Source organism: Providencia sneebia DSM 19967 (assembly GCF_000314895.2).
GTDB classification, from domain to species: Bacteria; Pseudomonadota; Gammaproteobacteria; order Enterobacterales; family Enterobacteriaceae; genus Providencia; species Providencia sneebia.
The window spans coordinates 2,234,050-2,248,460 of the sequence record NZ_CM001773.1; the positions used below are offsets into that span (position 1 = coordinate 2,234,050).

Genomic DNA, 14,411 nt, shown 5'->3' on the forward strand with positions numbered 1-14,411 from the left:
GTAGACCTGACAACAATCAATAGTGGGATTTATGATGTACAGTTTTCAAAATGATTATAATGAAATAGCACATCCAAAAGTAATGGATGCATTGAATAATTTAACGGGGAAACGTTTTGATGGCTATGGAACTGATCGTTATACACACCAAATTGCAGAGAGAATTCGCGCAAGAATAGGCCGTTTGGATGCTGATATCCACTTTTTTAATGGCGGAACTATCACTAATTTAGTTGCCATTTCCCATGTGTTACGCCCACATCAAGCCGTTATTGCAATTGATTCATGTCATATTGCCACACATGAAACTGGCGCAATTGAAGCGACAGGACATAAAGTAATTACGGTATCATCAAATTCAGGAAAAATTGAGCCTCAACATATTCAGAAAGTTATTGCCGAACATGGTAATGATGAGCATATGGTTCAACCAAAACTGGTTTATATCAGTAATTCCACTGAAATTGGTACTGTGTATCGCAAACAAGAGTTACAGCAACTGAAAACTGAATGCGAAAAACATGGGCTATTGCTCTTTATGGATGGTGCTCGTTTAGCGTCAGGTTTAATGTCCAAAGAGAGTGACCTTTCTATTGAGGATATTGCGCAGCTTACTGATATATTTTATATCGGAGGAACAAAGATTGGCGCATTTTCGGCGGAAGCGCTGGTGATCCTAAATCCTACATTAAAATCTGATATTCGTTATAGCATAAAACAGCGGGGCGGTTTACAGGCGAAAGGCTGGTTACTGGCTGCACAATTTGATGCATTGTTTACTGACGATCTCTATTTCCAATTAGGGCAATATATTAATTCATTAGCAGGTCAGCTGGTGGATGTTTTCACAAAGCATGGCTTTGAGTTTCTTGCGCCACCTGAATCTAACCAAGTTTTTGTTATTCTCCCTAATTCATTAGCCGAGCAATTAATATCGCATTATAAATTGTATAAAATTTGCGAACCTGAATTGGGTAAAAGTTGTTTGCGATTGTGTACTTCGTGGTCAACAACTCAACAAGATATTGACCAGTTTATCGCAATATTTGAAAAATTAGTTTAAATGTATCAATTAGGGTGCGATGTAATATAATCGCACTCTATCTATTTATAATTCATGATAAAAATTGCATATAGAACATTGTTATTTTTTTCATGAATTTTACATTTTGGAGTGATGTTATGTTTATTTGGGTTGATGCCGATGCGTGTCCAAAAGTTATCAAGGAAGTTTTATATCGGGCGGCAGATCGCGAAAAAGTCCAAATAACTTTTGTTGCAAATCAACGTCTCACTGTGCCCGGCTCAGTTTATTTAAAAACATTGCAAGTTTCTGCCGGTTTTGATGTTGCTGATAATGAAATTGTTCGCCGTGTACAATCCCATGATTTAGTGATTACGGCCGATATTCCTCTTGCGGCTGAAGTTATTGAAAAAGGCGCGATTGCGCTCAATCCCCGTGGTGAACGTTATACTGATGCGACGATTCGTGAGCGTTTAGCGATCCGTGATTTTATGGATACAATGCGAGCAAGTGGCATTCAAACAGGTGGGCCTGCAACGATTAGTCAACGTGATCGTCAGCAATTTGCCAATGAGCTATCAAAGTGGTTACTAGAGCGTAAGAAAGCATTATCAGCATGAATAAGGTAGCAATTGAATGAGCTAACTATTTCAATTGCATTTAACGTGTCATAAATTGACCTTAACGATTTAAATGGCATTATTTTAATATTTAGATGGTGAGTTACATAATTTGAATGTTATATTGCTATTTCTACGCGATGACTGAGGTAATAAAATGAAAATGTTAACGCTACAAGAAATGACTGAAGCGCAAAGAATGAGAGTAAAAACGCGATTAGGTCAAGAAAGGAAAAAATTAGGGCGCGAATTAACCAATGCAGAGCATAGCCGAACTAAAAATGAAATTGTCGCTGAAATATCTAAAGAAGTTGAAGCGGCAGCTAAAAAAGTACGGGCACAAAAGAAAAAAGATAAGCTGAAACCAAGTGAATCTACATATAGTTGGTCTTCTAATAATCACAGTAGAGGTTTACGTTAATAATAATTAATTATTAACCAAATTATTTCATATTGGCAGAACATTTTTTAGGTTCTGTCTTAATTCTGTTTTATTTTAAACTCGCCGAGTTATTTTTTAAACTTATAGTTTAATTCCCCATATTTATTACATTGATTTATCACATCCTATAATTTCTCTATTTTTTCATTATCGGGTAATAAAAGATTGTGTCGGAAGATTAAAGCTCAGATAATAAAGATATCACCTTCTTTATATTACTTTAATGAAATATGCCTACGACAATAAATGGAATTACCGATAATCTTCGCCAAGCGATTAAACTCTCAACACAGGGCATGGTCGGTCGTGAACAACTTGCTGAATTAGTCGTATTGGCTGCAATTGCGCATGAGCATTTATTGGTTATTGGCCCTCCCGGTACTGCAAAAAGCGCAGTTGTTCGCCGTGTTTCACAAACTTTAGGCGGACGTTATTTTGAGTATCTATTAGGGCGTTTTACTGAACCCTCCGAATTATTTGGTGCTGTTGATTTAAAAAATTAAAGAAGGCCGTGTAGAAACAGATATTACAGGAATGCTACCGGAAGCAGATATTGTTTTTCTTGATGAAGTCTTTCTAGGTTCTACCGCTATTTTAAATACATTGTTAGGTATTTTAAATGAGCGGCGTTTTAAACGTGGGCATACCGATTTAATTACACCGCTTAAGGTGTGTATTGGTGCAGCAAATAGCTTGCCGGAAGATAATAATTTAGCCGCTTTCTCTGATCGTTTTCTTCTACACCTCTTCATAGATTCAACGCCTGATCACCAATTAGAAGAAATGCTACAAGGGGGATGGGAAGCCAGTTTAGCTAATTTACAACCGCAATTAGATATTAATGAATTGGACGAATTACACCTCGCAGTTAAGCAGGTGGATTTGACCGAAGTTCGCCCAATTTTAGCGGATGCTATTCGTGTGCTAAGAAATGAAGGTATTTTACTTTCAGATAGGCGCGTAGTACGTGCTCAGAGGCTAATTGCAGCAGCAGCTGTTTTAAATGGTCGCAACATTGCTACAGCACAAGATTTGTGGCCACTATTATATGTGATCCCAACGCAAGAGATGCAATTACAAGGACGTAATATTCTGAGTGAGAAATTTTCAATCTCAATGAATTCTCGGTTATTTAGTGCAGTTGAAGAAGCAACGCTTCAGCCACAAGCTCGAATAAACCGCTTAATTGAGCTTGCTACTGAAGTTTTAAATGCCCAAACACCGTCAAAAGCGGATACTGAAATGGCATTAAGAGAAATTGATGCTAATTTTTCAACGGAAATGTTAGATGAAGAACTCGCCACTCTACGAACTCGTTTAGCGGTACAATTTAGTCATTTATTATGAGTTTATTATTATCAATAGAATGGCAAATAAATGAGCAACCTCTCACTCCCGAAGCGGTTGTAGCGATAGGTGATTCAGCAAGGCAGTTAACAAAACGTTTGGCTGATCTTGATGCAGATAATCAACAAAAATTAAAGGTTGTTACAGGAAAAAATTGGCTGGTGGTGATTGGTCACTCTAATTTATTACCTTGGGTTGATGGAGGGATGTATATTGCACCTTCAGCGCAGACTGTCGGTTTATGGCTTCCAACTCACCAGCAACCTATATTGCCTCATAGTATTATTAATCAGGCTTTGAAGAAGACATTTAAACAGCATTCATTGCTTATTTTACCATCACCGATGATGGTGTTTCCTCTTGATAATCCTTGGCGACTCAGCTCTCCTTTATTGGGGAAACTTTTAGAAAAAAGCTTTATATAAGCTTGTATGGAATTAGGATATAAGGATCTTAGTGACTCATCATGCCGTTACCTATATCACAAGCAGCGCTTCTACCTAAAGCACTTCAGCCATGGCAAACATGGTTAAGTTGGTTATCTCCCGAGCTGGTACCCGCCTTTTCTGAAATTCTACAGAGACTTAATCGGGTTGTAGGGCCTGTTCATGGGAAGCATACAGGTGGATTACCTGAACAAGATGGATTAGGGGTTATTGAACGTAAAGGAGATTATCAACATCTTTTACTCAGTGAATGGTTAATTGCAGATGAATTGCCAGATGAATTTATCCGTCGAGCTATAAATTCAGAACATTTATTTTTAGCGGCAAACCATAAAATTGAACAATCGTTAAATCAAATTACAATATTATTTGATTGTGGACCTTTTCAATTAGGTGCATGCAGATTAGTGCATATCGCGTTACTAATTTTATTTGCGCAAAGAGCGGAGCAGGCCGGGTGTGATTTTCAGTGGGGAACATTACAATCCCCAAAAATATTATTACCGCTTGAAAATATTAACCATCTTCAAGCATTACTGAAACAACGAACCTATTCTCCTGTTTTACCAGAACATATAGCGCAATGGCATGAGTTTATTCAATTAGATGATAATATCCAAAACGGTGAATTATGGTTAGTTACAGGAGCTAACCAAGAAACGCTTTTAGCCTCAATTCCTGCGACTCATCGTATTGAATTAGTTGCAGATGATATAAGACAAGAAAAAATAGATGCGTATATTCATGGTAATGGCCATCATCGCTATGTACAACTGCCAATGCCGCCTGAAAAATTAAGTATTCCACTGATTAAAGGGAACTTACGACTAACAACGATACAAAATAGTTATAACGATCAATTTATAGTGTCATTGATGATACCACCTATTATTTCATTTCATGGCAGTTGCATTGGCGTTGCATTGCTTGGAAGGTCAGGATTTGCGGTGATAAAAATCCCTCCAATTTTAAATAAAAATAATCCAACAAATCGACCTCAAAAAAAGAATTTAGATTATCAAATGTATCCTGCGGCCACGTCGATATTAGCGTTACAGTGTCACGGTAAGAGGATGGGTGCCTTATTAGCATACAAAGAGGGTATTGGATTTTGGCAGTTACCAACACAATTTTATATTAACAAGCCGCCACAAAGTGATTTTTTTGCAAGTTCTAGCCGCGCCGGAATACTTTCAAGTGCATTTTTACACGGCTATGAAAAAAAAGGATTATTTGTACTAGACATCGCCAAGCGGTTAGTTTTTTTCTCCTCAAAACATCACCAAAAAGGTTATCAAGCATTACGAGAACGTGTGCTCGGTATAGAGAAAATAGCCGATAATGCCTTGGCTTATATCTATATTGAAGGTGATTCACTGTATCAAATTATTGTGAATAGTGAGCTTTCTCAACAGCGCCATTTATTATCTATCCCGAGTAAAACAATTTCAGATAAACAAAAGGTACTCTTTGCATACCGACATAAATATTCTGATGGTTACAGCACTGTTTCTTGTGCTGTCTCTACACAATTACGGGAGCACGAGTGTTGGACGCTCTACAATATGAGTTTAGGTCCGGATGCGATTGAAAATGTCAGCTTACCGCATGGTTGGCATGCTATTGGTTTATATTACCAAAGAACAGAAAATAATATTGAGGACTTTACTCAGCTTAATTTACTGATATTAAATCAGAATAAGGTAAATATTGCCTATTATTCTAAGGGTAAAATTGAAAAAATTTATCATACGAATTCATTAATTGCGCGATATACCTTTAGTCCTAAGACTGGATTGTTAGCATTAATAACTGAAAATAAACAAGTGGTCGTCTTTGATGTTTACAATAATCAATTACGACTAAGCTTACATTCGATAGCACAACAAGGGGCAGACAGTGAATAAAGAGTATATCCGTCATCCTTTGTTATCGGGCTATCGCGTTATCTCTGGGATATGGCTTCCATGTGACTGGTTTGACGAATCTATGCGAGTCAATTTATTAATTAAATATTGGCAAACAGGTTGTCAAGCTTATCGTTTTGATGAAGGCGATTTATTGTGTTTTGCTGAGTCAAAAGCAATAGATTGCGCATTATTGGATGGTTGGCCGTTAACTTTATACGGCAATACTTATAGCTCTGCGCCTTTGGATCCTGATGAAATTAAACGTTTACCGTTAGCAGATGCTTGGGTTATCCGAAATGGTCTCGTAATAGCACTCTCTTTTTCGCATGCTCAACCTATTTCACTCTCTGATTATATTGATTTAGATGAGTACTCTTTTCAACAATCTGATGATTATTCTGAGTTATTTATTATTGAAGTTAATCCTGATAATTTGATTGAAAAAGATGTACGAAAAGTTATTGGCGAAAATATCCCGAAAGCGAGTCAGGCACAACAACAGTTTTTACAAACATTGAAGGCGCATGAAAACAAAAGCCGTTATGAAACAAATATTGCCGAAAGTAGTAAAACTGGAAAAACATCATTTATGCACCGCATTTTGTCCCGTTTGATAAGTTCAAAAACACGAGATGCTATTAACGATAATAATAATTCACAAGCTATTGAGCAGCTTCCTAAACTACAACGTTGGCTGGCAAAATTGGCGATGGAAAGTGGCTTAGCTTCTCTAATTGGTAAACAGCATGCCAATTATATTAATAAAATGATGAAAATGTTTGAAGAAAATAACATTGAACAAGCATTACGTCATGGCATTCCATTGAGTAAAAACCAAGATTTTAGTGATCCGCCACCTTCACCTTATTTAGGTTTTTTACAGCGTAGAAATAGCCTTGAAATATTATCTAATAATCAAGTGAGTAAGGGAATTTATCTTGGTGAAGAGGCGCAGCAATATTTAAAACAGCTTTATAGAAAACAATTTATACAATTAGATAAAGCTGGCCGGAACGATGAAGCCTTATTTATTCTTGCTGAATTATTGCAAGAATATGATGAAGCACTTGATTACTTAGAGCGTTTTGAGCGTTATCAACAAGCAGCTGAACTTGCTCATTTATGGTCTATGTCGCCAGAACGTATCACGCGTTTACATTGTTTAAGTGGTGATGTTGATGCTGCAATAAATTATGCACGGCTACACCACACGTTTTCATCTGTTATTTTACAGCTACAAGAAAAACATCCGGATATTGCGACAAGAATGCGTAAAGAGTGGGCGGAATCACTAGCTGATAGGAGGTGATTGGCTACAAGCTATAGACGTTATTTGGCCAATAAATAATGATTCGGCGAGTGAACTGGCGAAAGATTGGTTAATGAAATCTTATCGTGCTGGTGGTCAAATGACGATTGGGGCAATAGTTAAATGGGCGATATTATTACCTGATACATTTTCTGAATGTGAAAATATTATTAACCCCATACTGAGCCAACCTACTTTAGTGCATGAACGTGTAATATTAGCGAGAGAAATCCTTTCTGCAAAACAACAAAATGCAATAATAAATAGAATAACTAATCAATTAATTAGGCCGATTATTGCTGATCAGTTTAGAGGAAATGAAACCTTAGAAACACAAGAGATAAAAGGGCTTATTAGCAGGAGTACAGATAAACTGCTAAAAAATGATCTTCCTACAAGTGCATTTCCCAAAATACCCGTAAATTCATTTGATAAGCAAAAAAACACGATGAATATCTCTTTGCCTAATCGTGGAGAATATGTTATTTGTGACGTTGTCACAGTTAGCGACCAGCGCTATCTTATTGCATTAGGTGAAGTGGGTGTTGCATTAGTCGAATCGACTGGGAAAATAGTGTGGCATAAGCCCATACCGACATACCGGATTGTGATTTCAGATAATCAGCAAATTACATTATTACTCGCGCCAAGAAGTCAATGTTATCAAATTCATCAGTTAACAATCGCAACACAAACAATATTAGAGCTAGGAATGCTCAAATTAACGGCTTTTGCTGACTCATTCGATGGTATGTTTTGGACATTAAGTATTAATAATGTAGTCCAAGTTGTGGATGTTAGAAATAATTTTAAAGTTGTTTGGCATGTTGGTGCATTAACTGGTGAGGTATTAAAAATCCAACGTACGGCAACACATGAATATTGGCTAATTGGTGGTGAAGATAGGCAATTTTGGTGTTATACATTACCAGAAAGGCGTTTAGTTAGTTGTACTGATGCACCTTATCATATTAATAACATTGAAATTTATATAAATGAAACTTTCGATTCTTATCACACGATTCAAGATAATAAAGTAACAATATCGCATTTTAATTCTAGCTATCAGCAAATACTACAGCTTCCTAAAGCACTATCAATTGAAGAAAAACGTTCGTTTAAATTGAGCTCCCAAGCTGGTATTTTAACTCAATGGCAACAATCATCGACATCAACCACATTATTCCATTTTTATACAAAACGATTTGATAGGTGCCTTGAGTTAAATTGGCCAATTGATGCAAAACCCACAGCCAGAACTGAGATGACAAACTGGCTTTTATTTGACCAAGAAGGGCGCTTGGTACATATTGATTGGTCAAAAGGAAAAGTAAATAAATTCAGCTTGCAATTAAAATAAGTCAAATATCAGGCTAAATAAATAGGGCGGATGACTATCCTAATGGTTGTCCAACCAAGTGATAACCTCATGATAGCGCCCACGAAATAAAATTCGTTCTTGTTTTTTACTTAATTGGTAATTATACATAGGATCATAGTACTCTTTAAGTAATGGTGTTAACCAGGAGAAATGGACTTCTGTTGATGCACCCTTTTTTTGTTCATTTAAAGCAAGATCAAGAAGTTGTATTAATTCAGTAGCTCGTTGAGAGCCCAGTCGTTTACGAATAGCTGATAAACCATGATGTAAATATTCACTATAGGCTAGCCAACCTTGTTCTTCGCCATAAGCTGCTAAAAAGTCATTTGTCATACGATCAAAATATTCTTCTTTTAAGCGTTCTAAACGATAGTCAAATGGATCATCAACGATCACTAATGGGGCTTGCGCCATTTGTAAGCGTAAATTTTCTGGAATACTATTTGCGCCAATTGCTTTACCTTCATCTTCTAATATCCATCGTGTATGTTGAGGTGATTTTTTCAACATTTTTATTGCCAAATGGTTTTCAAAAGTTGCTTGAGAAAGTTGATTTTCTAATGTTCGACCAAATGAAGAACCACGATGACGGGCAATGCCTTCTAAATCAATTCCATCAGAACGCCCACGTACCATGATTGTCTTGCCATTGCCTGTACAGCCGCCAATTAAGATAATTTCTCGCTGGACTAATTGATTTATAGACTCGATTGTAGTCTTACGTAATGCTTTATAACCACCAATAATTAATGGATATTCAATACCGATATCTTTTAACCATTCTTGTACAATATGTGAGCGCATTCCACCTCGCGCACAGCAGAGATAACCATTTGGAAATAGTCGGCAAGCGGTTTGCCAATCATTTAGCCTTTTAGTCCGAGTATCTCCACTTACCAATTTATGGCCTAAAGAAACTGCCTGTTGCGAACCTTGTTGTTTATAGCATGTTCCTACAGCAGCACGTTCTTCATTTGACATTAATGGTAAATTAATAGCAGAAGGTAGAGATCCTTGAGCAAACTCAATAGGTGCTCTGACATCAATTATGGGTATATCTTGGGTAAGAATCTGGTGAAGATTTTGGGTTGATGGCAATAATTCCATATAAAATGTATTTTAATTTAGTTGATAATTGATGAAATTATACCTGAAATAATTGGGGTTGTACGGGAAGAGGCTATGACTTGTAAAACTTAAAATATTTATCGAGTGAGTAGGGGGAATTGCAAAATATTTCTCATCTCATGTTGGAACTTTATGATCCCGCCAATATTCGGCGGGATTTCACGATTTTATTGTTCTTGCAATTCTAACTCGGCAATAATAGGGAGGTGATCACTGACTTGTGACCATTGGAAATCCTTATTATCTTTAGGAATAACTAGGTTTTTAACGTCCCATACTTGCCCTTTAAAGGTGAAAATATGGTCAATGTCAATGGCTGGGTTAACAGCAGGCCAGCTACGATGATTGACATCAGATTTCTCTACAGGGTTCCAAAAATAGCGTAATTCCTTGATAGGCTGTTCTTCTGACGTTGAATTAAAGTCACCCGCTAATATTTTTATCGAGGCGGCTATATTGTCAAAACCAGTATCTGTATCACCAGTAGATGCATCTAATATATGACGAACCTGCCCAATACGAATTGTTGGGTCTTTTTGCCAATCTAAATGAGTTCCCATGATAATAATTGGGGAGTCAAAATCAGGTTTATTAATTTGCGATACTAAAACAACTCGTTGCTCAGCATCACCGGAAGGCAAATTAATTACTTTTGATTTTTCAATAGGGTATTTAGATAAGATCCCGACACCATATTCACCACCGTCAAAATCTAATGCCTTACCAAATGCATAATGCATTTTGTTATCTTTCGCTAAAGTTGCTAATTGGTCAACCTTATTACTACGTGCAGTTTTATTATCAACTTCCGTTAAGACAATGACATCTGCATCAATTTTGGCAATTGCTTGGTTTAGTTTTTTGAAATCAGATACATCGCTGGATAACTCGTTTTTCCCTATATTGTAGGTAGCAACTTTAATTGTCGGTTTGTTTTCGAGATAAACTTTATCTGGTGTACCACCACTTTGAACAGCCAAAATCTCTGAGCCTGTTGTGTTTGCGAAAGCAGTACAAGAAATAGCCAATGCCGCAGATGCGCCTATTTTTAATAGATTTAGTTTCATTATTTTTCCCGTGTGTATACTTAAAATGGCACTTATAAAACAATACATTTTTTGTATTACAAAATAACTAAGACTGTACCATAACAATAATCGTAATCATTTAATGTGAGCTGGCTCATGCATAAAAAATCAAATTATTACAATTTTGAATGGCATTTTATGATGATGAGAATCTCATTGAGATGGATTTTAGTATAATAAATGAAATATCTACCGCTAAATTTAGTGGACCGATTACAGCTTTAATAACAAGCGGCGAGCATTTTCACTGCAACTTATATCTTGTGGTTTCGTTTCAATTTGTTCAATTAGACTTAGAAGCTGTTTTTTACTTTCAGTTAATTTTTCTTGAAGAGCTTCAATGCTTTTCACCTTACTGTATAGGGCATCAAGCAAAACACCTTGTTCCCATTGATCAGCTTCTTTAGGTAATAACTTGTTTAAATCTTCAAGACTAAAACCAGCACTTTGACCTGCTATAATTAATTTAAGGATAGCAATATCATTATCAGAATAGGTACGATACCCGTTAGCTTTGCGCTTGACTGTCCGGAGTAGCCCAATACGTTCGTAAAAACGTATGCGAGATGGACTAATACCTGTATGTCGAGCAATCTCACCTATATTCATGATTAAGAACCTCTGCAAAAAATGAAGTTTGACATTAAACCTTACTTTAAGGTTAGCATATTTGAAAGAGTGAATAGATTAAAGGTTATAAGGTGAATAAAATGCAGACAATATTGGGTGCTAATGGACAAATAGCGGTTGAACTAGCGCGTGAATTGAATCGTAATTACACAAAAGAACTGAGGTTAGTCAGTCGTAATCCTAAAAAAGTGAATGATACTGACTTATTAGTATCCGCTAATTTACTTGATGCTAGCCAAACTAATACGGCAGTTGAGGGGAGTGATATTGTCTATTTTACAGCGGGATTACCACCAGATACTGCATTATGGGAAGCACAATTTCCTACTATGCTGAAAAATGCGCTTAACAGTTGCAGAGCTACTGGCGCGAGTTTTATTTACTTCGATAATACCTATATGTACCCACAAGATGCACGTATACAAACAGAAAATATGCCTTTTGAACCTGTAGGTCGCAAAGGAAAAGTACGTGCGCAAATGACCAAAATGGTATTAGATGAAATGGCAAAGGGTGAAATTCCAGTATTAATAGGGCGAGCACCTGAATTTTATGGTCCAGGCAAGACCCAAAGTTTTACGAATGCGTTGATTATCGATAAACTAAAAGCTGGCAAGAAGGCGCTAATTCCCGTAAAAGATGATAAATTACGTACTCTTATTTGGACGCCAGATGCGAGCCGTTCATTAGCAATGTTAGGCAATACACCCGATGCTTTTGGTCAAACATGGCATCTTCCATGTTGTGATGATCGACTGACATATCAACAGTTTGTGGCATTAGCGAGTGAAATTTTCGGAGTAAAGCTTGCCTACAAAGTACTTGATAAATGGAGTCTGCGAATCGCTGGAATATTTTCTCGAAAAGTGGGTGAGATGAGAGAATTACTTCCACGCTATGAACAAAATAATATTTTTGATTCAACAAAGTTCAAACAACGATTCCCTGAATTCGTGATAACCAACTATCGACAAGGACTTGAGTTGATATTCCGTGAATCAATAAAATAGGAAGTATTCAACGGTATAAATTAATTAAGGAGCGAGTTTGGATATGAGGCTAATTATTCATAACCAGTTCGCTCTCTGAATATTGGAAATTGTCATAGTCAACTAAAACAGGCCACCACTTTAGAGTTTTCCCAATATCTTCTTTCAGATTCGTTTGGGAGTAACCCGCTGTTATATTCGTGAGGACTGAGTGTGCTGTAATAAACCACTACAATCTTTGCAATAGTGAGAAAATCCTCACCTTATTCACGTAACTTTACACTAGAGGATTTTGAAAATACCTTCAGAATACCAGGCAGACACATCCCTAACAGAATTAACCCCCCTCCGAAAATAACATTAGCAGAAAACGTTTCATGCAACAACCAGAGAGCGAAAAGTGCAGAAAACACCGGTTCAAGATTGTAAATCAGAACGGCTCGTGTCGGAGTTGTATGCCGTTGGTAGTGCGTCTGTACCCAAAAAGCAATGACAGTAGAAAAGACAGCAGTTATCCCTAGAGCCAAGACAAGTTTACTACTCCAATTGCTAGGGAGAACCTCTCCACCGCTGATGTATTGTATTCCTAAAAAAATTAAGGCTATAGTCGAGATCTGTAAAAACGTGAGGGTCATATTATCATGGCGTGCGCAGAAACGGTCGAGAGCAATAATATGCATGGCTGTGAATAGCGATCCAATAATAACCAATCCATCTCCGAGTTGGAGCTGCCATCCTTGAATATCCGCCATCAGATATAAACCTGCAATACCAAACAATGTCGCCAATATAGCTTCAAAAGAGGGCCTCTTTCCCATTAATGGCCCTGTGAGCAATAACACCCAAATGACACTAAGGCCAGCGAGAAAACCGGTATTTGAGGCAGTTGTTAATTGAAGGCCATAAATCAGGAACACAAATGAAGCTCCCAATAACAGGCCCAGCAGTAGTCCAGACAGTAATGTTTGTCGGGATAGTGCGCCCAATCCTTTCAAGCTGAACGGGAGTAAAAGGAAGGCAGAAAGCAGAAAGCGCAGCCCTAGTATCATCATTACCGGATAGGTATTTACCACCATTTTCATAACGGGAAAACCGATTCCCCAACCAGCGGCAACAATGACTAGCAATAGTTCGGCAATCCAGCGTTTTGGTATCTCATCCTTCATTTTATACCCTGTAGGCGCTGCGCAGTACCTGCAATTAACTCCACTGCTGTTTTAATTTCTTCACGTTCAGTCATATGACTAAAGCTCATGCGAATTGCTCCCTGAAGTAATGTATCGTCCAACCCCATAGCACTTAAAACATGGCTGTATATTTCCTTTTCTAAGGGTATGTCGCTACCTTGCATTATATTTAAAATTTAAGATGAAATCCCTCAGCTGGGTAAGCAAAGGGAGTGGGAATCAAGGTGACCAAAAAAAAAGATCTGTATTTGGATGCTGAAAGATAATCCAATATTTATTCATTGCACGGTCACTCTAACATAAAACATTTAAATGCAATTTATGTCAACTGTCAATGCATTGGCTAGTATTTGAGTTAAAAACCCCCACATTTTTTTGCAAAATAATGCTTTATATATGATTAAAAATGCAATGATATAATATCCTGTATGGTGACGTGGAATATCGTGTTCAGATTATTTAGGCTTGTCGAGGTAGTGATAACCAGTATTTCGGCTTTTTTGATCTTAAATTAAATTTCAATTATTGAATCCAGTATGAATCCAATAGTTTATTTACTATTTAGTTTGACACGTATTATCTGAGTCAATAGGGCTTTGAAGTGCTAAATCATTGAAAGGATCTATTTCATGAAGTTATTCCTTATTACGCCATATTTAACATAATATGCATTATGCGAACCTAAGTATGAAATGAAGAAATCCAGCGTTCTTGCTGGTTAATTGTGTTGGTTAGTTTAGGCGTTAAAATCAGAAAATAAAGTCTATCCAGCGGTTTTGATGTTCTTCAGGTAAATCGGCTTTGTCTAAAAACATACGATAACAAACAATGTGCCCTGAATGAGTAACTTGCTGCACTGAAACAAACCCATCACCGAATTCAGCTTGTGACCAATCCTCTGTCTAATTTT

General features: G+C 37.0%; 12 protein-coding genes and 1 pseudogene. 9 read left to right on the forward strand and 4 right to left on the reverse strand.

Going from position 1 to position 14,411, the window contains the following annotated elements; genetic code table 11:
• Positions 1-34: 34 nt before the first annotated feature.
• The 8 genes and pseudogenes from OO7_RS09315 (at position 35) to OO7_RS09350 (ending at position 8,458) form a co-directional block, all read left to right on the forward strand.
• A complete protein-coding gene (locus tag OO7_RS09315; RefSeq protein WP_008915702.1) occupies positions 35-1,063 on the forward strand; it encodes a threonine aldolase family protein in 1,029 nt (342 codons plus the stop codon).
• A 119-nt stretch (positions 1,064-1,182) separates the two neighbouring features.
• Positions 1,183-1,644 (forward strand): YaiI/YqxD family protein, encoded by a 462-nt coding sequence (locus OO7_RS09320; RefSeq protein WP_008915703.1) that lies wholly within the window; start codon positions 1,183-1,185, stop codon positions 1,642-1,644.
• 157 nt (positions 1,645-1,801) lie between these two features.
• Complete coding sequence (locus OO7_RS09325) at positions 1,802-2,065, forward strand: YjbD family protein (protein WP_008915704.1); 264 nt, start codon at positions 1,802-1,804, stop codon at positions 2,063-2,065.
• Positions 2,066-2,332: 267 nt separating this feature from the next.
• Positions 2,333-3,433, forward strand: a pseudogene (locus OO7_RS09330) (AAA family ATPase); the annotation flags it as partial.
• Entirely contained in the window at positions 3,430-3,858 is a 429-nt protein-coding gene (locus OO7_RS09335) for a bpX5 domain-containing protein (RefSeq protein ID WP_008915705.1), read from the forward strand. The pseudogene OO7_RS09330 and the gene OO7_RS09335, both read left to right, overlap by 4 nt.
• A 41-nt stretch (positions 3,859-3,899) precedes the next feature.
• Positions 3,900-5,786, forward strand: coding sequence for a hypothetical protein (locus OO7_RS09340; protein WP_008915706.1), 1,887 nt, complete (start codon positions 3,900-3,902; stop codon positions 5,784-5,786).
• Positions 5,779-7,098 (forward strand): bpX6 domain-containing protein, encoded by a 1,320-nt coding sequence (locus OO7_RS09345; RefSeq protein ID WP_043892691.1) that lies wholly within the window; start codon positions 5,779-5,781, stop codon positions 7,096-7,098. Before OO7_RS09340 ends, OO7_RS09345 begins: the two co-directional genes overlap by 8 nt.
• 73 nt (positions 7,099-7,171) lie before the next feature.
• Positions 7,172-8,458, forward strand: coding sequence for a hypothetical protein (locus OO7_RS09350; protein WP_043892692.1), 1,287 nt, complete (start codon positions 7,172-7,174; stop codon positions 8,456-8,458).
• Between the two features lie 39 nt (positions 8,459-8,497).
• Here the strand turns inward: OO7_RS09350 and mnmH are convergent, their stop codons facing one another.
• From mnmH to OO7_RS09365, 3 genes are all read right to left on the reverse strand, one after another.
• Positions 8,498-9,586 carry a tRNA 2-selenouridine(34) synthase MnmH gene (mnmH, locus tag OO7_RS09355; protein ID WP_008915707.1) on the reverse strand — a complete coding sequence of 363 codons (1,089 nt, stop codon included), beginning with the start codon at positions 9,584-9,586 and terminating at the stop codon, positions 8,498-8,500.
• A gap of 188 nt (positions 9,587-9,774) precedes the next feature.
• Complete coding sequence (locus tag OO7_RS09360; protein WP_008915708.1) at positions 9,775-10,674, reverse strand: endonuclease/exonuclease/phosphatase family protein; 900 nt, start codon at positions 10,672-10,674, stop codon at positions 9,775-9,777.
• Positions 10,675-10,908: 234 nt separating this feature from the next.
• On the reverse strand, positions 10,909-11,304 hold the full coding sequence (locus OO7_RS09365; RefSeq protein ID WP_008915709.1) for a MerR family transcriptional regulator: 396 nt from the start codon (positions 11,302-11,304) through the stop codon (positions 10,909-10,911).
• A gap of 101 nt (positions 11,305-11,405) precedes the next feature.
• Here OO7_RS09365 and OO7_RS09370 point away from each other — a divergent pair, with 101 nt between their 5' ends.
• Positions 11,406-12,335 carry an NAD-dependent epimerase/dehydratase family protein gene (locus OO7_RS09370; RefSeq protein WP_008915710.1) on the forward strand — a complete coding sequence of 310 codons (930 nt, stop codon included), beginning with the start codon at positions 11,406-11,408 and terminating at the stop codon, positions 12,333-12,335.
• Positions 12,336-12,577: 242 nt separating this feature from the next.
• Here the strand turns inward: OO7_RS09370 and OO7_RS09375 are convergent, their stop codons facing one another.
• Positions 12,578-13,480, reverse strand: a complete 903-nt coding sequence (locus tag OO7_RS09375) for a DMT family transporter (protein WP_008915711.1) — start codon at positions 13,478-13,480, stop codon at positions 12,578-12,580.
• Positions 13,481-14,411 lie beyond the last annotated feature (931 nt).

Coding starts and splice junctions, on each gene's coding strand:
- OO7_RS09325 (WP_008915704.1), top strand. CDS start 1,802: ATGAAAATGTTAACGCTACAAGAAATGACTGAAGCGCAAAGAATGAGA.
- OO7_RS09320 (WP_008915703.1), top strand. CDS start 1,183: ATGTTTATTTGGGTTGATGCCGATGCGTGTCCAAAAGTTATCAAGGAA.
- OO7_RS09370 (WP_008915710.1), top strand. CDS start 11,406: ATGCAGACAATATTGGGTGCTAATGGACAAATAGCGGTTGAACTAGCG.
- OO7_RS09375 (WP_008915711.1), bottom strand. CDS start 13,480: ATGAAGGATGAGATACCAAAACGCTGGATTGCCGAACTATTGCTAGTC.
- OO7_RS09350 (WP_043892692.1), top strand. CDS start 7,172: ATGAAATCTTATCGTGCTGGTGGTCAAATGACGATTGGGGCAATAGTT.
- OO7_RS09315 (WP_008915702.1), top strand. CDS start 35: ATGTACAGTTTTCAAAATGATTATAATGAAATAGCACATCCAAAAGTA.
- OO7_RS09340 (WP_008915706.1), top strand. CDS start 3,900: ATGCCGTTACCTATATCACAAGCAGCGCTTCTACCTAAAGCACTTCAG.
- OO7_RS09335 (WP_008915705.1), top strand. CDS start 3,430: ATGAGTTTATTATTATCAATAGAATGGCAAATAAATGAGCAACCTCTC.
- mnmH (WP_008915707.1), bottom strand. CDS start 9,586: ATGGAATTATTGCCATCAACCCAAAATCTTCACCAGATTCTTACCCAA.
- OO7_RS09360 (WP_008915708.1), bottom strand. CDS start 10,674: ATGAAACTAAATCTATTAAAAATAGGCGCATCTGCGGCATTGGCTATT.
- OO7_RS09365 (WP_008915709.1), bottom strand. CDS start 11,304: ATGAATATAGGTGAGATTGCTCGACATACAGGTATTAGTCCATCTCGC.